This is a genomic window from Alteromonas aquimaris (genome assembly GCF_026183695.1).
In the GTDB taxonomy this organism is placed as follows: Bacteria; Pseudomonadota; Gammaproteobacteria; order Enterobacterales; family Alteromonadaceae; genus Alteromonas; species Alteromonas aquimaris.
Genome location: NZ_JAPFRD010000011.1, coordinates 135,381 through 159,468, shown reverse-complemented (window position 1 = coordinate 159,468; position 24,088 = coordinate 135,381). Strand labels below are relative to the sequence as shown.

At 42.7% G+C, this 24,088-nt stretch carries 31 protein-coding genes; 11 read left to right on the top strand and 20 right to left on the bottom strand.

All coding sequences use genetic code 11. The features are described 5' to 3' along the window. Positions 1-8: 8 nt before the first annotated feature. Both OPS25_RS10865 and OPS25_RS10860 read right to left on the bottom strand, forming a co-directional pair. Positions 9-572: a hypothetical protein gene (locus OPS25_RS10865; protein ID WP_265617742.1), complete on the bottom strand. Its 564-nt coding sequence runs from the start codon at positions 570-572 to the stop codon at positions 9-11. After that, entirely contained in the window at positions 550-1,275 is a 726-nt protein-coding gene (locus OPS25_RS10860) for an SURF1 family protein (RefSeq protein WP_265617741.1), read from the bottom strand. Before OPS25_RS10860 ends, OPS25_RS10865 begins: the two co-directional genes overlap by 23 nt. Before the next feature lie 34 nt (positions 1,276-1,309). Between OPS25_RS10860 and OPS25_RS10855 the strand changes: the two genes are divergently transcribed. Beyond that, a complete protein-coding gene (locus OPS25_RS10855) occupies positions 1,310-1,516 on the top strand; it encodes a DUF2909 domain-containing protein (RefSeq protein ID WP_265617740.1) in 207 nt (68 codons plus the stop codon). Positions 1,517-1,533: 17 nt separating this feature from the next. Here OPS25_RS10855 and OPS25_RS10850 read toward each other — a convergent pair whose 3' ends face one another. The 5 genes from OPS25_RS10850 to lexA form a co-directional block, all read right to left on the bottom strand. Beyond that, entirely contained in the window at positions 1,534-2,412 is an 879-nt protein-coding gene (locus OPS25_RS10850) for a cytochrome c oxidase subunit 3 (protein ID WP_265617739.1), read from the bottom strand. A 24-nt stretch (positions 2,413-2,436) separates the two neighbouring features. Next, complete coding sequence (locus OPS25_RS10845) at positions 2,437-3,027, bottom strand: cytochrome c oxidase assembly protein (RefSeq protein WP_265617738.1); 591 nt, start codon at positions 3,025-3,027, stop codon at positions 2,437-2,439. Between the two features lie 27 nt (positions 3,028-3,054). Beyond that, positions 3,055-4,671 (bottom strand): cytochrome c oxidase subunit I, encoded by a 1,617-nt coding sequence (gene ctaD / locus OPS25_RS10840; RefSeq protein WP_265617737.1) that lies wholly within the window; start codon positions 4,669-4,671, stop codon positions 3,055-3,057. A gap of 9 nt (positions 4,672-4,680) precedes the next feature. Next, complete coding sequence (gene coxB, locus OPS25_RS10835) at positions 4,681-5,847, bottom strand: cytochrome c oxidase subunit II (RefSeq protein WP_407080234.1); 1,167 nt, start codon at positions 5,845-5,847, stop codon at positions 4,681-4,683. Between the two features lie 371 nt (positions 5,848-6,218). Then, the gene (gene lexA / locus OPS25_RS10830; RefSeq protein ID WP_265617736.1) at positions 6,219-6,839 is read right to left on the bottom strand and encodes a transcriptional repressor LexA; all 621 of its coding nucleotides are present in this window, start codon (positions 6,837-6,839) and stop codon (positions 6,219-6,221) included. Positions 6,840-7,332: 493 nt separating this feature from the next. Here lexA and OPS25_RS10825 point away from each other — a divergent pair, with 493 nt between their 5' ends. Both OPS25_RS10825 and OPS25_RS10820 read left to right on the top strand, forming a co-directional pair. Then, on the top strand, positions 7,333-7,572 hold the full coding sequence (locus OPS25_RS10825) for a type II toxin-antitoxin system ParD family antitoxin (RefSeq protein WP_265617735.1): 240 nt from the start codon (positions 7,333-7,335) through the stop codon (positions 7,570-7,572). 1 nt (position 7,573) lies between these two features. Then, the gene (locus OPS25_RS10820; RefSeq protein WP_265617734.1) at positions 7,574-7,864 is read left to right on the top strand and encodes a type II toxin-antitoxin system RelE/ParE family toxin; all 291 of its coding nucleotides are present in this window, start codon (positions 7,574-7,576) and stop codon (positions 7,862-7,864) included. A gap of 109 nt (positions 7,865-7,973) precedes the next feature. On the opposite strand, the gene OPS25_RS10815 is transcribed toward OPS25_RS10820, so the two are convergent. From OPS25_RS10815 to OPS25_RS10800, 4 genes are all read right to left on the bottom strand, one after another. Further along, positions 7,974-8,360: a hypothetical protein gene (locus OPS25_RS10815; protein ID WP_265617733.1), complete on the bottom strand. Its 387-nt coding sequence runs from the start codon at positions 8,358-8,360 to the stop codon at positions 7,974-7,976. Between the two features lie 112 nt (positions 8,361-8,472). After that, complete coding sequence (locus OPS25_RS10810; RefSeq protein WP_265617732.1) at positions 8,473-9,258, bottom strand: DUF2071 domain-containing protein; 786 nt, start codon at positions 9,256-9,258, stop codon at positions 8,473-8,475. Between the two features lie 120 nt (positions 9,259-9,378). Continuing rightward, on the bottom strand, positions 9,379-9,927 hold the full coding sequence (locus OPS25_RS10805) for a hypothetical protein (protein WP_265617731.1): 549 nt from the start codon (positions 9,925-9,927) through the stop codon (positions 9,379-9,381). A 146-nt stretch (positions 9,928-10,073) separates the two neighbouring features. Beyond that, the gene (locus OPS25_RS10800) at positions 10,074-10,367 is read right to left on the bottom strand and encodes a hypothetical protein (protein ID WP_265617730.1); all 294 of its coding nucleotides are present in this window, start codon (positions 10,365-10,367) and stop codon (positions 10,074-10,076) included. A gap of 162 nt (positions 10,368-10,529) precedes the next feature. Between OPS25_RS10800 and OPS25_RS10795 the strand changes: the two genes are divergently transcribed. Together OPS25_RS10795 and OPS25_RS10790 are read left to right on the top strand one after the other, a co-directional pair. Beyond that, entirely contained in the window at positions 10,530-10,778 is a 249-nt protein-coding gene (locus tag OPS25_RS10795) for a type II toxin-antitoxin system Phd/YefM family antitoxin (protein ID WP_265617729.1), read from the top strand. Further along, on the top strand, positions 10,768-11,061 hold the full coding sequence (locus OPS25_RS10790; protein WP_265617728.1) for a type II toxin-antitoxin system RelE family toxin: 294 nt from the start codon (positions 10,768-10,770) through the stop codon (positions 11,059-11,061). Before OPS25_RS10795 ends, OPS25_RS10790 begins: the two co-directional genes overlap by 11 nt. Positions 11,062-11,177: 116 nt before the next feature. Here the strand turns inward: OPS25_RS10790 and OPS25_RS10785 are convergent, their stop codons facing one another. The 8 genes from OPS25_RS10785 to OPS25_RS10750 form a co-directional block, all read right to left on the bottom strand. Next, positions 11,178-11,543, bottom strand: coding sequence for a hypothetical protein (locus OPS25_RS10785; RefSeq protein ID WP_265617727.1), 366 nt, complete (start codon positions 11,541-11,543; stop codon positions 11,178-11,180). Positions 11,544-11,651: 108 nt separating this feature from the next. Next, positions 11,652-12,506 (bottom strand): hypothetical protein, encoded by an 855-nt coding sequence (locus OPS25_RS10780; RefSeq protein ID WP_265617726.1) that lies wholly within the window; start codon positions 12,504-12,506, stop codon positions 11,652-11,654. Then, on the bottom strand, positions 12,478-12,774 hold the full coding sequence (locus OPS25_RS10775) for a hypothetical protein (RefSeq protein WP_265617725.1): 297 nt from the start codon (positions 12,772-12,774) through the stop codon (positions 12,478-12,480). The genes OPS25_RS10780 and OPS25_RS10775 overlap by 29 nt, the downstream gene beginning before the upstream one ends. 126 nt (positions 12,775-12,900) lie before the next feature. Continuing rightward, positions 12,901-13,275 (bottom strand): hypothetical protein, encoded by a 375-nt coding sequence (locus OPS25_RS10770; RefSeq protein WP_265617724.1) that lies wholly within the window; start codon positions 13,273-13,275, stop codon positions 12,901-12,903. 120 nt (positions 13,276-13,395) lie between these two features. Then, on the bottom strand, positions 13,396-14,280 hold the full coding sequence (locus OPS25_RS10765) for a DUF4145 domain-containing protein (RefSeq protein WP_265617723.1): 885 nt from the start codon (positions 14,278-14,280) through the stop codon (positions 13,396-13,398). Between the two features lie 118 nt (positions 14,281-14,398). Beyond that, positions 14,399-14,734 (bottom strand): energy transducer TonB, encoded by a 336-nt coding sequence (locus tag OPS25_RS10760; RefSeq protein ID WP_265617722.1) that lies wholly within the window; start codon positions 14,732-14,734, stop codon positions 14,399-14,401. A gap of 134 nt (positions 14,735-14,868) precedes the next feature. After that, complete coding sequence (locus OPS25_RS10755; RefSeq protein WP_265617721.1) at positions 14,869-15,450, bottom strand: M23 family metallopeptidase; 582 nt, start codon at positions 15,448-15,450, stop codon at positions 14,869-14,871. Positions 15,451-15,608: 158 nt separating this feature from the next. Beyond that, a complete protein-coding gene (locus tag OPS25_RS10750; RefSeq protein WP_265617720.1) occupies positions 15,609-15,983 on the bottom strand; it encodes a hypothetical protein in 375 nt (124 codons plus the stop codon). Positions 15,984-16,939: 956 nt separating this feature from the next. Between OPS25_RS10750 and OPS25_RS10745 the strand changes: the two genes are divergently transcribed. Further along, complete coding sequence (locus tag OPS25_RS10745) at positions 16,940-17,950, top strand: alpha/beta hydrolase (protein WP_265617719.1); 1,011 nt, start codon at positions 16,940-16,942, stop codon at positions 17,948-17,950. Positions 17,951-18,268: 318 nt separating this feature from the next. Here OPS25_RS10745 and OPS25_RS10740 read toward each other — a convergent pair whose 3' ends face one another. Then, positions 18,269-18,736, bottom strand: a complete 468-nt coding sequence (locus OPS25_RS10740) for a protein-tyrosine phosphatase family protein (RefSeq protein WP_265617718.1) — start codon at positions 18,734-18,736, stop codon at positions 18,269-18,271. 209 nt (positions 18,737-18,945) lie between these two features. Between OPS25_RS10740 and OPS25_RS10735 the strand changes: the two genes are divergently transcribed. The 5 genes from OPS25_RS10735 (at position 18,946) to plsB (ending at position 24,053) form a co-directional block, all read left to right on the top strand. Beyond that, positions 18,946-19,221, top strand: coding sequence for a superinfection immunity protein (locus OPS25_RS10735; RefSeq protein WP_265617717.1), 276 nt, complete (start codon positions 18,946-18,948; stop codon positions 19,219-19,221). A 492-nt stretch (positions 19,222-19,713) separates the two neighbouring features. Beyond that, on the top strand, positions 19,714-20,328 hold the full coding sequence (locus OPS25_RS10730; RefSeq protein WP_265617716.1) for a hypothetical protein: 615 nt from the start codon (positions 19,714-19,716) through the stop codon (positions 20,326-20,328). 11 nt (positions 20,329-20,339) lie between these two features. Beyond that, positions 20,340-20,744 (top strand): GFA family protein, encoded by a 405-nt coding sequence (locus tag OPS25_RS10725; RefSeq protein WP_265617715.1) that lies wholly within the window; start codon positions 20,340-20,342, stop codon positions 20,742-20,744. Positions 20,745-21,040: 296 nt separating this feature from the next. Next, positions 21,041-21,523 carry a GNAT family N-acetyltransferase gene (locus OPS25_RS10720; protein ID WP_265617714.1) on the top strand — a complete coding sequence of 161 codons (483 nt, stop codon included), beginning with the start codon at positions 21,041-21,043 and terminating at the stop codon, positions 21,521-21,523. A 79-nt stretch (positions 21,524-21,602) separates the two neighbouring features. After that, positions 21,603-24,053 (top strand): glycerol-3-phosphate 1-O-acyltransferase PlsB, encoded by a 2,451-nt coding sequence (gene plsB, locus OPS25_RS10715; RefSeq protein WP_265617713.1) that lies wholly within the window; start codon positions 21,603-21,605, stop codon positions 24,051-24,053. Positions 24,054-24,088: the final 35 nt, after the last annotated feature.

Sequence of the window (24,088 nt, the reverse complement as noted above, 5' to 3'; positions counted from 1 at the left end):
TGGTCCCTTTAGCCGATTCGTGACAGCTTCAATAATTTTTTCAAATCCGCCAATATATCCCTGCTTGCCATGACCGCGGCTTGTTTATCGTCATGCACGTCATAGCGCAGCATAGCGTTATTAAGGGTATCTACCAACAAGATTTCGTTTCCCCGTGTATTTAACTGCAACGATTTAATCTTCTCATTCGTAGTGGTGATGGCGCGGATATTCTTCTCGGTGGCTATTTGCTGGGTGGTGTTGGCGTCGCTTTCCGGCGTGATCAGTACCGTTACTTCGGCACGATCACTTTCCTTACCTAACGCCAGCCAAACCTGGTGAATGCTATAAATCGCATTTTGACACGCCGCATCACACTCAGCTGGCAGCGTATACAATAGACGCCATCGTTTTGGCTGGTCACTCAATACTGCATTAATATCTTTCACCGGTTGTAGCAGTTCCCCTTTATTGGTGCTACCACGACTAAACCAGTCATTCTCCAGGGCAAACTTAGCTAGGATCACAGGTACGATAAAAGCAGCAAACAATAATATAATTGCCCCTTTCTTAGTCATTGTGGATTTGGTCATGGCTTTCCCTCTGTTTAAAGAAGACAACGAAAATAATTACAACTGCAGCGGTAGCAAGGCCGAACCACTGAAACGCATATGCGAAATGTTTTTCCGGCGGCATTACCACAGGCGTAAACTGCTGGACAAATTGAGGGTCATCAGGCGTATCAATGGTTATTGTAAATGGCAGAAACGATTTTCCAGCGAATACGCCCAAGGTCTCAAGCTCCACCTGTTGTATAACCATTGGAAATGCAGAAGCGATGGTAGCAGTTTCCGAGATAAACGGGTTCTTGCTGGGTAAATGCACATAGCCGGTAAATTCAGATAGTGTCTCGGGTAAGTCAAAAGTGGGCAACACTTCTCGTTGAACACTTCCTTCAATCCAACCGAAATTAGCCAGAACAGTGCCAAAGTTGGTTTCTATCGGTGCCATCACCTGATAACCCACCCGCCCTTGGTAAATCTGGTTGTCTAATAAAAAAATCCGTTGGTTGTCGGTCTGCCCGGTAAACCCCACTTTGGCATCGCGAATATCCTCATAACGATCTAATTCCGCTAATGGAATAATTCCTAAATGCTCTTTTTGCGCTATGCTAGCGAGACGTTGTTGCTTTTGATTCATACGGTCTAGTTGCCATACGCCCAACCCCAACATGGCCACTACAGCCAAAATACAAACACCAAAAGCGATATATGAGCGAGGAGACGTTAACAACACAGCTTACTCGCTCCATTTTAAATACGAGGTAAAGATGTTAATTAAAATAATTCTGGTCGGATTGCTCATATATATGATTGTGAATTTATTTCTGGCCATGCGTGTCATGATGAAAAACGATACAAAACAACCGATGAGTAAATTTATTGGCCGAAGAGTGATGACCTCTGCACTGATTGTTGTCATTATTTTGGTTGCCATGGCAACCGGTCTAATTACACCGAATCCGCGCCCTTATTGAGCGCGGAATAAACTTAACTACAATACGTAGACAAAGATAAATAGCATTACCCAGACCACGTCTACGAAATGCCAATACCAACTCCCAGCTTGGAAAGCAAAGTGATCATCGGGGGTGAAATGCCCTTTTAACACACGTAAAAACATCACCATCAAGATAATGGTTCCCAGCGTAACATGCATGCCGTGAAACCCGGTTAACATAAAGAAGGTATTCCCGTAGATGCCCGACTGCAGGGTTAAATCAAGTTCTTTGTAGGCGTGGATATATTCTTCCACCTGTAACACCAAAAATGCACAGCCAAGCAGAATAGTTACGCCGAGTAGCCAGGTTAACTGTTTGCGTTTCCCCTTTTCCAGGCCGACGTGGGCGTAATGCAGGGTAACCGAGGACACTAACAGAATAATGGTGTTGATAGTGGGTAAACCAGCCGGTCCCATCTGTTGGGTGGTCGTGCCGTCAGGCGTTTTAACTAACGGCCAAATCGCTTCAAAGCCAGGCCACAAAACTACGTTCGTCATCTCGTTGTTCATGCTGCCGCCCAACCAAGGCACCGAGATCATACGGGCATAAAACAAGGCCCCAAAAAAGGCGAAGAAAAACATGACTTCTGAAAAAATAAACCAACTCATGCCCTGGCGGTAAGAGCGTCCAAGCTGGGCGCTGTACAGACCACTCATGGATTCGTCAATTTGATTTTTAAACCAACCAAATAACATCACGAGCAAAGTTACAATGCCTGCCAGTAAGACGTACCCACCATAGCCTTCTTTACCTTGGGTTGCTTCAACAACAAAGTTACCTGCGCCTAATGCGATTAAAAACAGGGCTACTGCACCCACTATGGGCCAGGGGCTTTGTGCAGGAACATAGTATTTTTCATAGGGCTGCTGCATATTATTCTCCATATCCCTAAAGAGTTAGGTACCACTCTTAGGCTGTTCGCGTAAGTAAGGGTTGTCTTTAACAGCAAGGCTGTCACCTTTGCCGGTTACATCAAAAAGGGTGTATTGCACGGTGAAAAATGAAATATCCTCAGGTAATTGAGGATCGACGTAGAACTGCATAGGCATGGTCGCTTCTTCCCCTGCCAGCAAAGGTTGCTGGTTAAAACAAAAACATTCTGTTTTGTTAAGGTACAGCGCCACTTGTCCCGGCGAAACAGAGGGGATCGCCTGCGCGATTATCTGCTTGTTAGCCGGATTTCTGACATAAAAATTGACGGTGTGCAGTTCGCCTGGGTGAACCTTAATGCGCTTGGTTTCAGCACGAAACTCCCAGGGCATACCGGTATTGGTTCGGGTGATAAATTCCACGCTAATAGTCCGCGACTCGTCCACTTCAATGGCTGTGTAAACGGCCGCAGAATTAGCGGTTTTTCCATTTATCCCGGTAATATCACAAAATACGTCATATAGCGGAACCAGAGCGAAACCAAAGCCAAACATACCCACCACAATCACTAATAATTTAATGACCATTTTTTGGTTATCTTTAGCCTGTTCGCTCATGAATATTTCCTCTGCACTATCCTGCGGTTACTTGACCACAGGCGGCGTTTCGAAAGTATGATAGGGTGCTGGTGAAGGTATTTCCCACTCCAGCCCTTCTGCCCCTTCCCATACTTGAGAAGAAACTGGCTCGCCTTGTTTACGACAGGCTTTGATTAACAGCGCTAAGAAAATCAGCTGCGACAAGCCAAACGCAAAACCACCTAAGCTGATCCACTTATTAAAGTCGGCAAACTGCAGTGCATAGTCAGGGATGCGGCGAGGCATACCGGCAAGACCCACAAAATGCATCGGGAAAAACAATACATTCACTGAAATGAGTGAACACCAAAAATGCCATTTAGCTAACGTCACATCAAACATTTTGCCTGTCCACTTAGGCAGCCAGTAATACACTGCGGCCATGATGGAGAAAATGGCTCCTGTTACTAATACGTAGTGGAAGTGAGCCACCACAAAATAGGTATCGTGATACTGGAAGTCCACTGGCGTGATCGCCAGCATCAGTCCGGAAAGCCCGCCGATGGTAAACAAGACAATAAAGGCAACCGCAAACAGCATCGGCACTTCAAAGGTCATTGAGCCGCGCCACATGGTGGCGACCCAGTTAAATACTTTAACCCCAGTGGGCACCGAGATAAGCATCGTTGCGAACATAAAGAACATTTCTGCCGCTACAGGCATCCCCGTAGTAAACATATGGTGCGCCCACACAACAAACGATAATAATGCGATAGACGCAGTTGCATAAACCATGGAAGCATAACCAAACAGCTTTTTACGCGCAAAAGTGGGCACGATTTGCGAGATGATACCGAAAGCAGGCAAAATCATGATGTACACTTCAGGATGCCCAAAGAACCAGAAGATGTGCTGGAACATAACTGGGTCGCCGCCGCCAGCAGCGTTAAAGAAGCTGGTACCAAAGAACTTATCAGTTAACACCATGGTGACAGCACCCGCCAGCACTGGCATTACCGCAATCAGCAGAAAGGCGGTGATCAACCAAGTCCACACGAACAGGGGCATTTTCATCCACGTCATACCTGGGGCACGCATGTTGAAAATGGTCACAATTACGTTAATAGCCCCCATAATGGAAGAGGCACCCATGATATGCACCGAAAATACAAACAGTGCAGTACTGTCACCACTATAGGTGGTAGAAAGAGGGGCGTAAAAGGTCCACCCAAAAGATGGGCCACCGCCTTCCATAAATAGAGAAGAGAGTAGAATTAAAAAAGCCCCTGGGAGGATCCAGAAACTCCAGTTATTCATGCGCGGCAAGGCCATATCAGGTGCGCCAATCATCATCGGCACTAACCAGTTCGCTAAACCGGTAAATGCAGGCATCACTGCACCAAACACCATTATCAGACCATGCACAGTGGTCATTTGATTAAAAAAGTTCGGGTCAACAATTTGTAGACCGGGCTGGAACAGTTCCAGGCGAATTACCATCGCCATGGCCCCGCCAATCAGGAACATAATAAATGCGAACCACAGGTATAAGGTACCAATATCCTTGTGGTTAGTGGTATATAGCCAACGCTTTATCCCGCTTGGAATATGATGGTCGTGATGATCATCATGCTCGTGCGCCGTAGTATGCTCAGGCGCAATAGTGTCTGTTGAATGTGCCATAACGTTCTCCTATTCGCCGGTTGCTACTGCATTAACATCTTTTGGCTGCACGAGATCACCCGTATTGTTACCCCATGCATTTCGTTCGTAGGTAACCACCGCCGCTATCTCTTTGAGGCTTAGCATCTTGCCAAAAGCCTGCATCGCCGTACCTGCTTTACCGTTGATGACGATATCGATATGCGCCAACCGATCTTCTAACACCATGGCACTGCCTTTAAGCGCTGGGAACACACCAGGCAGACCTTCTCCAGAAGGCATGTGACATGCGGCGCACGCGGCGTTGTACACACGTTTACCTTCGCTCATCAGCTCTTCCATACTCATATTCATCGCCAGTAAGCGCTGTTCTTCTTCTTGCGCCTGACGCTGCGCTTCTTCCTGCGCACTCATCCACGCATTAAATTCTGCTGGCTCTTTAGCAATAACGACTACCGGCATAAAGCCATGATCTTTACCACACAACTCTGCGCACTGACCCCGATACACACCCGGCTCATCTACTTTTGTCCAGGCTTCATTGATAAAGCCGGGGTTGGCGTCTTTTTTCACTGCGAAATCAGGTACCCACCAGGAATGGATGACATCTTCAGAAGTAATTAGGAAGCGAACTTTTTGACCTGTTGGAATAACAAGAGGACGATCTACTTCTAACAGGTAATTTTCAGTTTTGGAGAAACGGTTATTAATTTGTTCTTGTTGAGTGGCTAACAGCGAATAGTATTCTACGTCACTATCCATATACTTATAGTGCCACTTCCACTGTGAACCGGTAACCAATACGGTCATATCCGGCTCAGAGGTATCTTCCATCGCGATTAACGTACGCGCCGCTGGAACAGCCATAAAAACAAGGATCAGGAAGGGCACCACAGTCCAGGCTATTTCCACTTTAACATTTTCATGAAAATGCGCAGGCTTCACCCCACGAGACTTACGGTGCAGATACATAGAAACAAACATCACACCAAATACCACGACGGCTATCGCCACGCAGATAAAGAACATTAGCATGTGAAGATCATATACCTGACCACTGATCTCGGTAACGCCTGGACGTAAGTTAAGATCAGACAACTCTTTACCACCACTTTCAGCTGCCTGAGCAATGAAACTGAAAACTAATGTTGGTAGCGTCCCCAAAACTATCGATAAGACATTTGTGAGTCTTTTCACTCAACACCTCCGTGATGGACAGAACGGAAAAAGTATCCGGTAAGTCCTGACCTTATCCAGGTTACAGCACACACTGATGTAAACAATTAGATAGGCCACTGTTATTATATTGTTAATTAGTGACTAAGAATTACGCAATTTAAAAGGCGCGTCTAGTCTTTTCTTTTAAAAAAACGTGGATCTGCTCAAGTTTTGAGCAAACCATCACTTATCGAGGGTGTTTGAGCGTTTTATGAACAGCACTGCACAATAAAAGTGCAGGTAACCTAATGAGGTAATCGTTAAAATTACTGCTAACTAGCGGAGGTACAAAGAAATTTTATAAGTTGGAAGGAAAAAGGCTGCTAACAGGATTTAACAGCCAATTAACGTTACATCCAATCAGCGTTGCGAATTACACCAACAGCGATGCCTTCAATCGAAAATGGTTGGCAAGAAAGATCAACTTTAATGGGCGAAAACTCATCGTTTTCTGCATGTAAAATAACCTGGCTGCCTTTTTTCTCCAGCCGTTTTACGGTGACATCATCTTCCACTCGCGCCACCACAACCTGCCCATTATGTACATCAACGGTTCTGTGCACAGCCAGGAGATCACCGTCAAGAATACCGATATCTTTCATACTCATGCCGTTAACCCGAAGTAAGAAATCTGCCTGGGGTTTGAATAAACCGGGATCCACCTTGTAATGCGCTTCAACATGCTCTTGTGCGAGGATAGGTTCACCCGCCGCTACCCGTCCAATTAACGGTAAGCCTTCTTCTTCGGGCTCATCGTCCTGCATTAACACCCGAATACCACGCGAGGTGCCCGGTAAAATCTCTATCACACCTTTACGTGCAAGCGCTTTTAAATGTTCTTCAGCAGCGTTAGCCGATTTAAAACCTAGTTCTCTGGCAATTTCTGCACGAGTGGGAGGCATCCCGGTATCTTGCATGGTGCCTTTAATTAGTTCTAGTACTTCCGTTTGTCTAGGGGTAAGTGGACGCATAACCAGCCTGTTTTTCTATACAGTTAGGCGCAGTATAACTGGCATAATCGAAAGCGCAAGGCAAATTTGTGGGTTCCGGTTTAACTCAACAAAATTCCGGAGGAGTTAAACTCATCCCATAAATAAATTTTAGACAGAATAAGTATGCACAATAAACACGCATCCCTTCTGACAGTATTGGATCATATCTTCTATGAAATCATTAGCAGAAAATGTAGGCAAGCCTGACGGTCAACTCACAACCATGAGCGGACCTTTATGATTAGAAACATTGGGCTTCTGTATGTGCCATATCCGGATTGTCATGAATCTATAATCGAAGGATCACTATGGTGGTTTGACGGTCTGGCAATAACGCTTTCATAAGAAGCAAAAAATAGTTGCTTGTACTTTAGCGACGTAGGAGCAGGAGGCAACTGTTTTTTGTCTTTCTTAATTGACTTGTTATGTTTTTGGTACCAAAATATATTAAATATTGGTATTGGAGGTTGGTATGGCGAAAAATACAAGTGTTACATTAGGTGAGCATTTTGATTCATTTATTAGTCAGCAATTAAAGACTGGTAGGTATGGATCTGCAAGTGAAGTTTTAAGAGCTGGTTTACGAGCCTTAGAAGATCAAGAGTTGAAAATGAACAATCTGAGGAATATGTTGATTGAGGGAGAAAATAGCGGAATAGCAGACTATTCATATAACACACTATTAAGTGATTTGGATAAAGAAAATCATTGATATGAAATTTCATTTATCTAAAAAAGCTAAATCAGATTTAATAAAAATCGCTCGCTACACACAACTTAACTGGGGCAGGGAGCAGAGAAATGACTATTTGAAATTACTTGATAGCGTTTTTCATCAAATTGCAGAAGAGCCTGAACTCGGCTATGCCTGTGATTACATTAGGCAAGGCTATAGAAAGCGACCGCAAGGAAGTCATGTCATCTATTACAAAGAATTTGGCAAGGAAGAAGTTATAATTATTCGAATTCTACATAAAAGCATGGATGTACACCGAGCCTTCTGAAAACATAACTTTTACTTAACGGGCATAAACACAGCGCTACAATCGCGAAGCGGCGCTGTGTTTATGTCCAAGTCCGCCCCTGCGGGCGTGTTTAAGTTATTGTTATGTTTCATTTACTCTTGCCGTAGACGATAAACTCATTGGAATTGGCATCTTTGAAAAAAGTGATACTATTACTACCTGTTGAGCGTAAAAAGCGTACTTTATCAGCTAGGTTTTCCACAGTAACGTTTCCAAAATAGCTGTCAAAATAACAGCCTGATACTTCTTCACTGAAAGAAGCCTTCGAGTTCAGACTAACGTTGAGTGCCTTATACCCTGAAAGAAATTCTGGACCAATGATATCAGCCTCACTTGTTGAAGATCGTAAGTTTTTGATGCATTCAGCTTGTGACGAATTGGCTATCAATAAATTAGCTGGTTTTTGACTAATCGAAAGCTGATATAGATTAAATATTACTGATAACGCCAGTGCGGCGATTAAGAAAACTTTCACTCAACTTTCCTTGAAACATAACGCTTCATTAAGAAGCGAGTTAAGGCTACCGTATATTTAACTGAGAAAGCTCCCGGCAGCCGTTGCGAGTCTTCAATGACTTATTATATTTCTATTTCACTAATTTAGGGGGTAAATAAATAGTAAATTCATTAATGGGTTCAATGAGTACGCTATGCGCATGTTGCTGCTCTTCGATAGTTACTAGCCCTAGGCGACTTAATAAACCAAAATTTGCGGATTTAAGGTTTGCTGTAGAAACCTCTAACTGCTTATGCCAAACACGATAAGTTCCCAGTTTGCCATCTCGGCGGTGGTAAAATCCAGCCAAAGGGTGAGTTAAATATACTAACCCTGTTTCAGTATCAGGAAAACCAGCTAGCTCTATAGGTTTACCTTCTTCTTGGGATAACTCTACATTTGCCGGAGCCCACTTAGCATCTGTAGTCATTTTGTATTTTCGGTAAATACGTTTCGTTTCATCGTATTCACAATCAAATTTAACTTCACCGCTATACCAGGGTAAGTTCCAACAAAATCTTGGTACTGCAAGTGTCCATGAGTCTAAAGTGGTACCAAGAAACCAAACACATCGCTCGTTTGTTTCTTTATCGATGATATAAATTCGGTAATTTGTTTGCCCCATTGTAAATTTAAGAAAAGTGAAAACTGCTGAGGTAAAGTCAACATCGATAAAAGGAACAACAGAGATTAAAGCTTTCTCTTCACCACAAATTATTAAAGTATCTAGTTTAAAACGATCTGGGAAAAGCCCATCAAACCTTGAAGGCTCTACTGCGTAAGTGATGATCGCAAAGTGTTGTAATTTACAGAGAACATCAATCCCTTTTGGGACAGGCCTTGGGTGAATAAAATCTTTTAACTTTAGGGAATCCAACGCTGAGTCTTCCTTGAAATATAACTTCTACTTAAAGGGCAAAAACGCTGTGCTAAGCTCATAGCGGCACAGGGTTTTTGTCCCAGCGCGCCCCTGCGCGCGTTTTAAAGTTTTTGTTAGCTACCGCTGCCTAATGAAAGCAGCTCTGATTTGATTGGGCATACCTTTTACCTTAGCAGACATCAGCAACTTCCATTCTCCTTTGATTTTTTTCAATGAAATTACTTCCATTTGCTCCATTTCTACTTCACCAGCGGTAACATTATTTCTGGTAACTACATGTGTTATATCTTGACCTTCGTCAACTTGCCCGAGTATTTCAATTTCCTCTAAATTTAGTCCTCCAACTGCTTCTAATTGCTGGAATGTCACCTTTATAAAAGAAGCAAAAACCTCACTATCTGATAGCTTCTCTACTGTTTCCTCAGTCGCTTCAGGACCAAAAAAGTGATGCAATAATTGCGATTGCACTTCAAGTGGCAGTTCCTTATAGAAAGACATCAATTCTCGAAATTCGGACAATTCAGAAGATTCGAAATATGAAGCTGTGGCATGGTAATTTTTATTTTTTAATTCACCTAAATACTGCTCAACTTTTTCCACTGCCGTACCAGCGCATGTATTGGCGCAGAATATGATTGATAAAAAAAATATAGTAATGCGTTTCATTTAAATCCTCATTATAGGTGGTAGCTAACGCTTAACATATGGGGCGTAGACTTGCTGGCTATAATTGCGCGAAGCGCCGGCCAGCGAGTATGCGTCCCAATGAGCGGAGCGAATGAGCATGATGTTTTTGTTAGGTGATAAACCGCTCATTGCCGACTCCAAAAAATATAAAAAGAAACTATTACAATAAATGGAAGTATTGAAGGCACCAAACACATTGCAACAAAACCAGACATATTTCTGTTTTTCCTTGCTTTTATACCATCTTTGATTGAGAGCAAAACTACTAGAATTAATGCAGCACCAATATAAGTGTTTGGATGTGTAAAATCACCGAATGTTGAGAAGATAAAAAGTGGTCCTATCACAGAACCAATCCAAGCTACAGCTACACCGGCTGCATTCATATATGTTATGTATGGATCTCGTCTAAAGCTCACTTATCACCTAACTTTTACTTAACGGGCATAAACACAGCGCTACAATCGCGAAGCGGCGCTGTGTTTATGTCCCAGCCCGCCACTGCGGGCGTGTTTAAGTTGTTGTTAAACCCTTACACTTAAACTAAAATGACCTAATAAAAGACCTATTAGGAGACCTCTATGACCGCAAGAGTTTTAGCGGAAGTCGCAGCCAGCATTACCGAATTAAAAGCCAACCCTATGAAAGTTGCTAGCAGTGCTTATGGTGACCCCGTAGCTATACTAAATAGAAATGAACCAGCATTCTACTGTGTTCCTGCTGAAGTTTACGAAAAAATGATGGATCGATTAGAAGACCTAGAGTTATTGCAGTTGGTCGAAGAAAGAAAAGGTGAAGAAAGTATCTCGGTGAGTTTGGATGACTTATAAATTAGAATTTAAGAAAACTGCACTCAAGGAATGGAACAAGCTTGGTGCAACAGTGAAATTTCAATTTAAAAAGAAATTAGCCGAACGACTTAAAGCGCCTCACGTGAACTCTGATAAAGTTTCAGGTGCTGATAACGTATATAAAGTGAAGTTACGCCAATCAGGATACAGATTAGTTTATCAGGTGAAGGATGAGGTAATTATCGTTACAGTACTTGCTGTAGGGAAACGAGAAAGAAATGAGGCGTATAAAAAAGCATTAAAAAGGCTAGATGCCAATTAGGGGTTTAACTTTTACTTAAAGGGCAGCAACACAGCGGCGAGAATATCGAAGCCGCCGCTGTGTTGCTGTCCCAGCGCGCCCCGCGCGCGTTTTAAAGTTGTTGTTATACACCCGCTCTAACCTCTTTGCCAACGCTCTGGATATAGCCCCTTAAATACAATATTAAAGAACTCATTTTTACTAATAACTTTTTTCTTGTACTTGATGCCATAGTAAACAAAAGATGAAAGGGCGCAAAAGAAATAAAGTGAAAGGGCTAGAGTGAATATACACAATGAAAAAAGTAGCAAAATTGTACCAGTATCGTATTGCCTTAATGGAGTATTAGAATCTACTCCAAAAAAGGCGGCAATCGCGAAAAATACTGGATAAGCAACAACAAAACCTAAAAGGCAACCTACACCACCCACTTTTGCTGACCTTGAATAAAAATATGGTTTAAGTTTTCTTTGGCTATTAATTGCGCGAATTAAAATTTTCAAATTCCTCTAGGGTGTATAACGCCGCCGTAAGAGGCGGAAAATGCTTGGCTAGAATTAGCGAAGAATGAGCGCAAGCCAAGCTTTTTGCGTCCTTTCTTGACGGCCTTGTTATGCCTTTAGAGGTACAATTTCAATTAACGAAATTTTCTGATTTTTATCAAGAGAAACATTCACCAATGCACTGCGCCCTTTATCAAAGGTTACCTTGTAGTTTAAAACTAACTGCTCTTTAAATTCACTAAAAGGTTTATAGTACTGATATCGCAGATAAGTTGTGTTTTCAATAAGGCCTAATTTTTCTTGAGTGGTTTGAGGTGTTTTTAAAAAGTGATCTTTGTAGTCAGGTGGCAGTTGCTGTGATAGATCTGCACGAAACTTACTTGTATCAGAGCTATTAAAGAAATCTTTGATCCACTGCGCTTTTTGGACAGATTCTTTTTCTTGTATATCCCATACAGAGGCATGATTTTTGGCCATTATTGGAATATGCCTTTCAAACTCTTTTTTCAAAAAATCAACTACTGATGACTTTAAATTACTATTTGATACTACGTAAAAGACTCTAAAGTAAGAAATATTGTCATCTGATGGTCGTACGTATCCAGTCTGGACTGCAGCTCCGTTTTCTTTGGTGATACTAGGAATGTGGTGCATGAAATATGCAGGGGAATAATACATTAAGGCCTGTGCAACTTGATCATTTTCCTCTTTGTCGGCTAGAGCCTTGATCTCTATTAACTGCATATCTTTAGCTTGAAAATTACATCCAGTTATTACGAACGTAAGAAGCAAAGTAAAAATGATTTTATTTATATGTGCCATGAGACTCCCTGAGGCATAACTTTTACTTAACGGGATAAACACAGCGCTACAATCGCGAAGCGGCGCTGTGTTTATGTCCCAGCCAGCCCCTGCGGGCGTGTTTAAGTTGTTGTTAGGTGCGTTCACTTTTAACCCGCTCATTTTTGTAGCCTGAAAATATTGGAAGGACAAAACCGTACACACTTGCGCAACAGAACAAAATGAAACTGATATTGCTAAGAATGACATTATGCTCAGCACTGTCCTGTAAAATTACAATAACTATTGCTGGCAGAAGGGTGCAACTAAAATATAAAGCAATTTGAACGACCTTGCAGCTGCGAGAACCTCTTCCTTTAAACAGCCATATTGAAGCAATAATGGTAGAAAGAACAAGCAAAACAAAAACGAAAACAGCACCGCCAGCCATTACATAACTCCAGAGCACCTAACACCCCACTAAGGGGCGATAACACATGGGCTAAAATTAGGAACGAAGTGACGCAGCCCATGTGTTAGCGTCCCAGCTCGCGAAGCGAGAGTCTTAAGTAGTTTGTTAGGGCTCACCCGCTTTAACATCCACACGTAAGGAAATTCCACACTGATCACCATAATAAATATAAATCTTACTATTTGTATCATAATCTGAATTCACATGTATGATGAATCTGTCACGCATCCTTTCAACATTTAGTTGAGCAAAGGCCTTTGTCTCCGTCAGTGAGCCAATGTTCCAAAACGCACTACTAAAGTCTTCGCCATTAATTTTTAATGGTGTTGATACTTGAAAATCGTAGTCATTTGGCCAGGTTTCTGTAGTAACTTTCAATAGATCTATGTATCTATCATTGTCCACATCTTTTGGGCAAATCGAAGTTGCTGAAACACTGAAAGAAAAAACGAAAAAGACTAAGAAAAACAACCGTAGCATAATAGTGGATAGCCCTAACACCCACATAAGGGGCAGTAATACGTGGGCTAAAATAGTAGCGAAGCGACAGAGCCCACGTGTTACTGTCCCAGGGAGCTTGCGACCGACTTAATGTGTTTGTTAACTACCGGCAGCCTTTTTAAACCACTGATTCGTCTCTGCAGAGCCATCCGGCTGTGAAGTAAGCTCAACCTTATCATAAACCCCGTCCGTAATTCTTTGAATAAACTCTGACTCTAGTGATTCTATTCCATCTAAAATTCTGCGTTTTGCAGATCCTAGGAGTTTTACGAAAGTGAAGGTGGAACCAGAATCAATTAGTTTAAGTTTTTTGTCTAAAATAGGAATTAGTTCGTCTAATGTACTGATTGGAGTTTCTAAATATTTAGAGACTTCATTTTCAAAAATATAAACAGAAAGCAGCAAATGCTCTACGATTTTTAAAGCTATCATCACAGATTCTTTTTTTGCTTTTTTTATTTCGTGAGCGGCATCATTCCCCATAAACCTGATCGCATGTAATCGTTGGGTGTCGGACTTTGAAATCATGCCCGATCTACTCATATTGTTAATTCTGACTTGCAAATTTCTACCGGTTATTTCTTTGTCATTACATATTGCTTCAATCGTCGCTCGAAGACCTAATCCTGCGAGAGTATATGCCTCTCGTTGGATCGCTGTAATTGATTCTCTATAGATGTTTTCAACAATAGGCGGTAAATCGAATGAGAATTCAAGAGGGATATGATCTTTTATAAAGTGTGGATAAGTCTCTACTGATATAGGGTGTTCATACTCATCTTCACTGATCGGATAATATTGTTCATAATCATGATACTCTTCTCGGAAAGCGATAGTTTCACAACCGTTGCACTCCAATAGATAGTATATTGTTTCATCGTGATAAATATCTGGGGGAGTTACCTTGCTAGTATTTCCAAGAACTTTATGCTTTGTATTTTGATTACACTTCCTGCAATCGTTCCATATAATTTCAGAGCTCATATCTGTCCATGTTCAATAGGTAGTTAACTTTTAAATAAAGGGCAAAAACACTGTGCCATGCTCTTTTCGGCACCGTGTTTTTGTCCCAGTGCGCCCCGCGCACGTTTTAATTTTTTTGTTAGTTCTCATCATCTTCAAGCTTAAAGTCTAGTTTTACCCATAAATCTAACTGCCTGATAGGGTTTCCATCCACAATTTTTGGCTTATATTTCCAGCTGGAGAGCGCCTTAATAGCTTCTTCTTCAAAATATCCCACTGGAGAAGAAGCTATTACTTTAATATTTTCAGTTGTTCCGGCTTCAGAAATTTCAAATGAAAGCTCAACCCAGCCTACTATTGGATGGTTAGAACGGACATTGCTAATTTCACCACAAGGACTGATAGAACTTTTACTAGTTGAGCTACATGCTGCGATTAGCACAGTAAGTAAAATAACTAAAACACTTTTATCCATAAACAACCTTTTGGGAACTAACGGCCCGCATAACGGGCAAAAATACGTAGGCTTCAATACCAAGCGAAGCGCAGGGAGCCTACGTGTTTTTGTCCCTAGCGAGCGCAGCGAGTGTTAATGCGTTTGTTATGCACTTACTCGCGGTCAATCAACGCCAATGTACTTTGATCAAACTGAATTTGAATAGGTTTGCCTTCTTCATCCCATGCTCCAATATGAATATGGGGGTTTCGGCTGTATCCATTATTACCGACTTTCGCAACGACAGTACCGCGTTTGACTGTTTCACCTTCCTTTACTTCTACCTCACGTACATGGGCTAGTAATACAGATAATCCTTCTTTAGTTTGGAAAGTTATAGAGCTTGCTCTTCCTGGGGTCATTACACCCGGTTGGTTCGTAATTGGATTTATGTGGATTTTTGTAACTGTGCAATCACATGGTGCAAGCACATTCTTTTTAAAACCAAACCAATCTTCATTTTCAAAGCCATTGTTTGTGAAGGAACGTTGAAATAGTCTTTTATCATCTTCATACCACCCCCCAATAACACAGTCTGTTCCTAGTGCATCACCAGCATATTTAAACTGGCCATCCCAATGCTCAGTACATGCAAATGTTTCTTTGTGGATCGCGTGAATTTTTATTGATGTTCCCGCATATGATTTGAAGGTAAATAAAATCACAAGCAGAAGTAACTTAGCTTTGATACTCATTTGTCTCATCCTTAAGTGCATAACGCATAGCTAAACGGCGCACAAAGTGGAGCTGGTTTGTGCGAAAATTTGCGAAGCAAATGCACAAACCAGCGGAGCTTTGGGCGTCCAGTGGAGGCCGAAGGCCGGAACGATGTTTGAGCGAATTGTTAAGTGTGTTACTCTGATGCCCATTGCTCTAAATCTTCGACTGGATTGGGCAGGCGGCCAATAAGCCACTCAGCACATGTGCCAGGCCTAAACTCCGGATTATGACACTCTATTACCCACGACAAAAATTCATCTGGACCTCCATTCATATATGGCGGCGGAGACACAGGGTGAAATGATGTAGGTAAACGCTCATCAATAGACATGTAATTAAGTACATGCGCCATCTCTTGTACTGTGTGCCAAGCATATTGGTGATTAATATCTATTTCAAATTTTACCCACCAACAACCATCATTATCAGAACCACTTCCAATGGTGCCGTATATTGCTGGAACTTTTTCCAAATATTCTATGAGTTTTGTAAATGCTCGATTATCCATAGTGACACTTAACTTTCACTTAAAGGGCAGTAGCACAGCGGCGAAAATGGCGAAGCCGCCGCTGTGTTACTGTCCCAGCGCGCCCCTGCGCGCGTTTTAAAGTTTTTGTTATGCACCATTACCTTACGTGCACAACATCAGTAATTTTGTTTAACTTAACATCATATTTCATTGTTACACAGAATTTTGCAATGCAACCCCTTATTGAGGAATCGTTACCATTATAGTCACTGGAGAATATGGAAATTTCACAATATGACTTTTTGCAAATTGGTTTTATGAAATACTCTGATACCTGATAGTTTTTTGATAGCAACCACTGCTTCGCTGCTGCTTGAGCTTTATCTGAAACAGTTAAATCTTCTGCGGAAAGGCTCGAAAAGCAAATAAGAGAAACGTTTACAGCAAGAATTTGAAAATACTTAGATTTCTTCATGGTGCATAACAATTTAATAAGGCGCAACTTGCGCGTTTTTCTACCGAGCTACCGCTCGTTTTTATCCATATTGCCATGATTATCAAGCTTGTGAAAGTCGGCACAGGCAATGGCTGCAAGAAAATAAAGTTATTTACATTTAGGACGCAAACGCGCGATTGGGTCGTTTGCTTGAATATAGGGGAAAGGCTGTTATAACTGCATTTTCATACATATAAATTAAAAGTCATGAAAACAAAATCTCCTTTCTTAAATCACATCACAGAGTACATGTTGTTAAGACAGTATGATTTTTATTAACGCGTTACATCCGGCGGCAAGTAAGTCATCTTCTGCAATACATCACCAAGTCATTGATAACTTTCACAACTTCAAAAGCCAACAAAACGATAATCAGCGTGCAAATAACCAGCAGCTGAATTAAGCTTCCTCAGGGCTGTCATACCATTTGCTGCGCAAGTCGCCACGGCAGCACTGGGTTTACTTATTAGTGGTGCGTTCGCTGCGTAATCGGAGTCACGTGAGTAACTTTATTAAATTAAATTTCTATATGTTTTTTGTAGTACTTTCATCAGGCTGCACGACAATAGGTAGTTACGTTTTATCCAACCCTGATGTTTATTTATCCGAGGCAGAGTTTATTAAAGCTGCGCCAGAGGAAATAGGCTTCACAAGAAGTGAGTTTTGCTCACCTGATAAAAAAGAGTGCATTCCATATATAACAGCCCCACCTTACCATGCTGATGACTTTCCGACGAATGGCTCGGTTTATTATAACCTCCACGCGATAGGCAATGGAGTAGAAAATACTGTAACGCATAGAATGACAGCTGACACATTCAACCGCTTTAAAGGCACTGCTTTATTACTGCATGGATATGGCGGTAATAAAGAAGTCATGATGGCCACTGCGATCTATTTCAGAGCTATTGGCATGAATGTGGTCATTCCCGATTTATTTGGTCATGGTGAATCCAATGAAACATTTGTATTTGCTGCACGGGAGCATCAAATACTTTCGAAGCTGCTTGGTCAGTTAGCAAATGAAATAGAAGGGCCGACAATAGTCATTGGTCACTCTATGGGGGCTTTGACTGCTAGTAACCTGCTTTCATCCGAACAGGTAGATGCGGCTATTTTATTAGCCCCTATGATGAGGTTCGATCTTGCTGCTAAGAAGTATTTACCCTATAAGGCACCGTTCTTAAGCCGTATTTTTTCTGACCATATAGATGATATTATTATTCAAACAATGAAAAACGCATCGGTTACATTAGACGAAACCGACTTATTAAATAATTTAACTAACACGCGGAAACCAGTTTTATTAGTAAACTCAAATATAGATTCGGTATCCCCACCCAGCTACTTTCTATCTGATGCAAACAGTCAAGTAACACAACTGATATTTAAAAATAGAGCGCATTCGAGTTTAATGGCCTTCGATAAACAAGATTCCAGCAAAATAGAGAAATGGTTGCTCAAGCTGGAAGATGTTCAAACGGCAATGTACAGCTCATCGCATGAATGATTTTTCACTGCTTGACGAGTTTCTTCATCCCAATTTTGGCTAGCTTTTACTCGTCTCTTCATTAGCCGTGATTCAATGTCGGCTTTGACTCAGCCACGTAGTTCTACATTTCGTCAATTACGGTCCTGTGCTGCTGTCCATCGCAAACCAACCATTAGGTATTAAGTACATAATCGAAAATGGACTTTATTTAACCAGCCTCCAATCTTAGAGATATTTCATGCCCTTTGTTAAATCATTAAATTTCCAACCTGAATTTTAGCGTAAGGTCATCCAGGCAATGAGCGGTGATTCATTGTACGTTATCTTGGTAATGACTCAGCCATAATTTACATTCCCCCATTCGAGTCTCTCCATACCCACACCGCTGCTGGTGAGCGCTCGCATCTCGTTCAATTTGCCAAATGATTCAGAATCTGAATACCCTAAAAAGCGAAGAAATGCATAGGAAATCATGCCCGTCCTATGGATCCCTGCCGAGCAGTGCAGGTAAATTTTTGCTCCCTCTGCTAGCAATTCTTTGGTATTGGCGAAACAATGTGAAATGACAGTATTCACCTCTTCCTCTGGGGGCTTACCATTAGAAAGAGGTAGCCACACCCACTCCAAACCGCTTTTATGCGTTGCCCTTTTGATATCCAGCGCCCCCTCTTTTTCAGAGAGAAGGGTCCAGATATGAGTAACGCCTATGTGCTTATAGTCTTTTAGTTTCTTAAGCCTGGGTCGATGACCGATACCTAGCGAGCCATTTAATAGCTTAACGTACGCTGTATCCCATTCATTCATATATGCAATGCTCCTTAGTTACTTCACTATTAGTGGTGCTCATACTGGTAGCTTTAATCGCTTGTGAAAAATTTTTTTGATTATGTGTAAGAAAATTAAAAAGTCTTTGACTATGTAGAAAAACCTGCACTTTTTGGTGTATTGAAACCGGCGACAAAAACTGGACTCGATGACAAAAGGTGAAATTTAATAGCCACAAGGATACTAAAATGAACGAATATATTGAGCAATTTACCCAAATCTGGAACCAGAGTGATGCCTTATCATTAATAGTATTCGGCGGCTTCTTTCTTATGGTTTATTTTCTGCCCACTCTGTTAGCTGTGTTTTTTAATCGCCGTCATCTAGTTAAAATAGCTGTTTTCAACTTACCCGCCGGCTTTTCAGTTATCGCCTGGGGCGCGTTGATTGTATGGGCCGTGACCGGTAAAGCGGGGGATTATATCCAACAAAAATTAGCCAAGCGTGCCGTTCAGCCTGGTTGATTCGTCACCCCTCATTTGACGTATCATCGGCTACTCGCCTTGTTCGGTTCGCGCTTATACACCCGTTGATACACTTTAGCCAGTCACCTTTCCAATAGGGCTGATGCTATCATAACCGATTCGGTCGCTTTACAGCCGGTATAAAACAGCGCTCTTACATCAGGTGGAGCGCTTTTTCTTTACACCTGAACATCTCATCATTATAAACTGCTCCTCCCGTACTCATTACGTATGTCCCCGCCCGCATTCGATTGAAAAAGGCTAGGCGCATCACCAGGTTTTAAAAAGTGATTGATCAGCGCTTGCGTCACCTACCAGGGGTATTACGCTAAGGGACCAACACGTTCTTAGCGGTAATTGAGGTTTAAACTGTATGCGCTGTGGTATTAGCTGCGCAGTTTCTAGAATGAAGTTGCGCCGAGACAAGCAGCAAACTAACACTTGATATTAATGGTGACAAAATTGAATAAAGCCGTGAAGATTAAACGCTGCATGCAGAATGAAAAGCGAAGCCAATTTATTGTTAACGATAAAAAACCGGTTTCTTGCGTTTTATTGCTTCTTATTTCTGCATGGATAGCCGGGTGCTCTATATCGCCACAACCAGCACTCGACGGCGAGATGTTAGTACAAAAAATGCCCCTCCCCGCTGGCCAGTGGGAGGTACAGCAGATTTCGTCGGAGCTTACACCGTCGATCGAAACACGCTGGACTTCATCAAGCGGCGCTGTTGCCCAAACTATTGTGACTTATGAGGTACGCAACGTCGATGTCGCTGCTTTAAAGAATGAAGATGACAACATAGGTGAGCAAGCATGTGAAGCCGGCTTTTCCAGCAAAGTGTTGACTGAGGGGATACAAAATGGCTACCCACAGCTAACCTGGCGGAGTCTCTGTCAGGCAGTGGATGGGTTAACTGCTCTGGTGTTGCATAAAGTGATAGTCGGCAATGAAGCACACTACCGCTTTCGCCGCACTTTTATGAAAAGACCAACAAAAGAGGAGTGGCTACTATGGATAGACTACGTCCACCAGTTTATAGTTTGCGACTTAAGCCATACCCTTGCCCATCCGTGTCCAGCGGATTTAGAACAAACAAATAAGTAAAGGAACTGAATATGTACAGCGGAAGTTGTTTATGTGATGCGATTAAACTCACAGTCAATGGCCCTATTTCATCAATTATTCATTGCCACTGCTCGCTATGCCGCAAATCCAGTGGGACAGCTTACGCAACCAATGGCTTTATCTTGCGTAATGATTTACATATCGAAATGGGGAAGCACGACATCCAGTATTTTGAAATGCGCCCTGGGCGTAAACGCCATTTTTGCCGAAAGTGTGCCTCGCCACTGTATAGCTCTAATGCCGCCGACCCTGCTCGACTGCGTCTACGTATTGGTATATTAGATTCAAATATTGAAGAACGTCCTCTTTCCCATAATTTTGTTTCGTCAAAAGCTAACTGGGATGATTTGGATGCCACTTTACCTCGCTATGTCAGCCATGAGCCGGGAAGGTAATAAAACTAAAAACGTGGTACCGAGCAAGGCAACGATTTGGCTTGATAACACCGCAAAGTTTTTACTGTCGTGTTCCCTAAAAAACCAAGCGGCACAGGGAAGCGGGCGGTTTTTTTCGTTTTTGCGAGCTATCCACCTTACGTGCGGAGCGTCTCTATGTTCACGGCGTTCATTGTTAACGCGCTACTGACTTTTGCATGGAGGTTAATTTTGCGGGCGTAGCGTGGGCAAAATTGAAGTTGACAGCGCTCCCGATTGGCTTAAATTGTTAAATACATTTACTCAATTATTTGCCCATGCAATTTTTAAAATTTACGCCAGATCTCGCGCCCTACTTTGACGCAATTAATCGCGAATGGATTAGTGACATGTTCACCCTGGAACCTATAGATGAAAAGGTGATCAGCAATCCACAGCACTATGTTATCGATCGTGGCGGATACATATGGTTTGCCAGTCATCCTGAACATGGTGTGGTAGGCACCTGTGCATTGATGAAAAAAGCCGATGGCGTGTTTGAATTAACTAAAATGGGCGTAAGTTCTCATGCCAGAGGATTGAAGGTAGGCGAAAAGTTGCTAAGCTTTGTGATATCCAAGGCTGAGGTTATTGCATACAACACATTGTTTTTGCTAACCAACCAAAAATGTCAGGCAGCCATACACTTATACGAAAAACACGGCTTTGTGCACGACAAGGAAATTCTGCAAAATTACGGTAAGGCTTATGAGCGTTGTGATGTGGCCATGCGCTACCATAGGAAGAAAATTCAGAATTAATCCTCTATCGAATCGAACGAGGATTGTTTTATAAGTTGTGGTACACTTCGCCGGTTTTAACTGAACAGGGCTTATATGCATGTCGTGGATGCGAAATACACTGCTTAAAGTGTTTCATTATCCCGTTAAATGGTTAGTCAAACCACACACTATTCCGGCCAACGTTACTGATGAATTGGGAATTGATACCAGTAAACCCATCATCTATTTGTTGCCAACTGACTCGGTAACCGATCAGCTCGCGCTGAGAATGGCGGCGAAAAATCTGCTCTTGCCGACCCCTAATACATCGGTAGAGCTGGCAGGTAAGCATTACCCGGGTGTGCTGTTTCTGCGCAAGACGCAACCTTTATTTATGAAGCATCCCTCAAGCACCGAGGTGGAGTCGGTGTTTACCGAACTGGTACATCTGCATCGGGATCATCCGCAAATCGATGCGCAGGTGGTGCCAGTATTTGTGTCATGGGGCAGAGCGCCGGGCAAAGGTAAACCGGGGTTAGGTGATCTTATTGCCGACCGCGCCGCACCCAGTTGGTTACGTAAACTTTTTATCGTGATGTTTTTGGGCCGAGACAACTTTATCAGTTTTAGCCGTGCCGTGTCCGCCCAACAAATGGCGGCTCATCATGGTAGCGACGCCCATATTGCACAAAAGCTCATGCGGGTAGCAAGCACTCACTTTCACAGAAAGCGTCAGAGCATGACGGGGCCTTTACTGTTAGAGCGCGAAACGCTCTATAACTCTGTATTAGGATCGGCTTCTGTCAAACGTGCTATCGCCGAAGAAGCAAAAGACAAAAAACTCAGTCACGATAAAGCGCGGGACAATGCCCGAAGTTATATCGATGAAATTGCCGCTGATTATCGCGAAGGCTTGATCCGTTTCGGTGATCGGTTACTGACCCGAATCTGGAATAAAATTTATAATGGGATAAGCGTCAAACATGCTGATCGCATCCGAGAGCTGGCGCGGAATGGTCATGAAATTATCTATGTGCCCTGCCATCGCAGCCACATGGACTATCTGTTACTCACCTATGTAATTTACCACGAAGGCATGGTAACTCCCCACATTGCCGCGGGTATAAATTTGAACTTCTGGCCTGTAGGTAAAATATTCCGCCGCGGCGGAGCGTTCTTTTTACGCCGTTCGTTTGCGGGCAATAAACTTTATACCGCGGTCTTTAGGGAATATCTGGAACTGCTGTTCAACCGCGGCTATTCGGTAAAATATTACCCGGAAGGGGGACGCAGTCGGACAGGCCGCCTGATCCCCCCTAAAACCGGGATGTTGGCAATGACGATGCAGGCCATCATCAAGGGCGTTAATCGCCCGGTGAGCATTGTTCCTGTGTATATTGGCTACGAGAACGTGATGGAAGTGAAAAGCTACCTGAGCGAGCTGAAGGGCAGCGGCAAGAAAAAAGAGTCCAATTTGCAGGTGTTTTCGGCCATTCGTAAGCTCAAGAATTACGGGCATGGTTTTGTGAATTTTGGTGAACCCATTCACCTCAATCAGTTCTTAGAAAAAACGGTACCGGAATGGCGTTCTCAGTTACCTGCCGATCCCGATAAGAAACCGGGGTGGTTGACCCCTACCGTCAATACTCTGGCCAACTCAGTGATGTTACGGATCAACAAGGCCGCGGCGATCAATGGTATGGCCATCACTTCGCTTTGTTTACTTTCCTCAAAAACCAAAGGGATGAGTGAAAGCGAGCTTACCAGTGCGGTGGAGTGTTATATGTCGATGCTCAAGGAAGTGCCCTTTAGCAATGATGCAACGCTACCCAACATGAAAGCTGCTGATTTGGTCAACGCCACACTCAAGTTGGACAAATTTACTATTACAGATGACGGATACGGTCGCTTAATCAGTCCACAGCCCGACTCAGCTATATACCTGACTTACTATCGCAACAATATTCAACATTTATTCGCGTTACCAGGTTTGATCATGGCGCAGGTCTTTACCTGTAATGGTGTAGACCGTAATCGCACATTACAACTGGTGGCTGCGTTATATCCTCTACTACAAAAAGAACTCTTTATCTATATGACGCAGGATCAAGCTCTGGCCTATGTAGATAAATTGATAACCTTTATGATTGCTGAAGGATTACTGGTTGAAAACGACACCTTCATTTCGCCTCCGCCGGCCCAGGCACCACAGTTTCACAATGCCTGGTTACTGAGCCGCTGCATGCAGGAAACATTTCAACGGTATGCGGTAGTACTGACTGTTATCAGCAAACAAAAAGTGCTCAGTCGCAATGAATTAGAAAGGGTCAGCCGCGTAGTCGCAGAGCGCCTGTCTACTTTATTTGGCATGAGTTCACCGGAATTTTATGACAAAAATGTCCTTTCAAGCTTTATCACTGCGCTGCGCGACAACCATTGGCTGGATACCACCGCCGATGGCAGTTTTAAGCACTCAGAAGAAAGTGAAGCATTACGTCAGGATGTAATGGCGTTAGTCTGGCCTGAAATTACCCAACACCTGGAAAAGGTCGATTTTAACACGGCTTAACCTATAAGAGGCTCTGCCGACAGAGCCTCCACTAT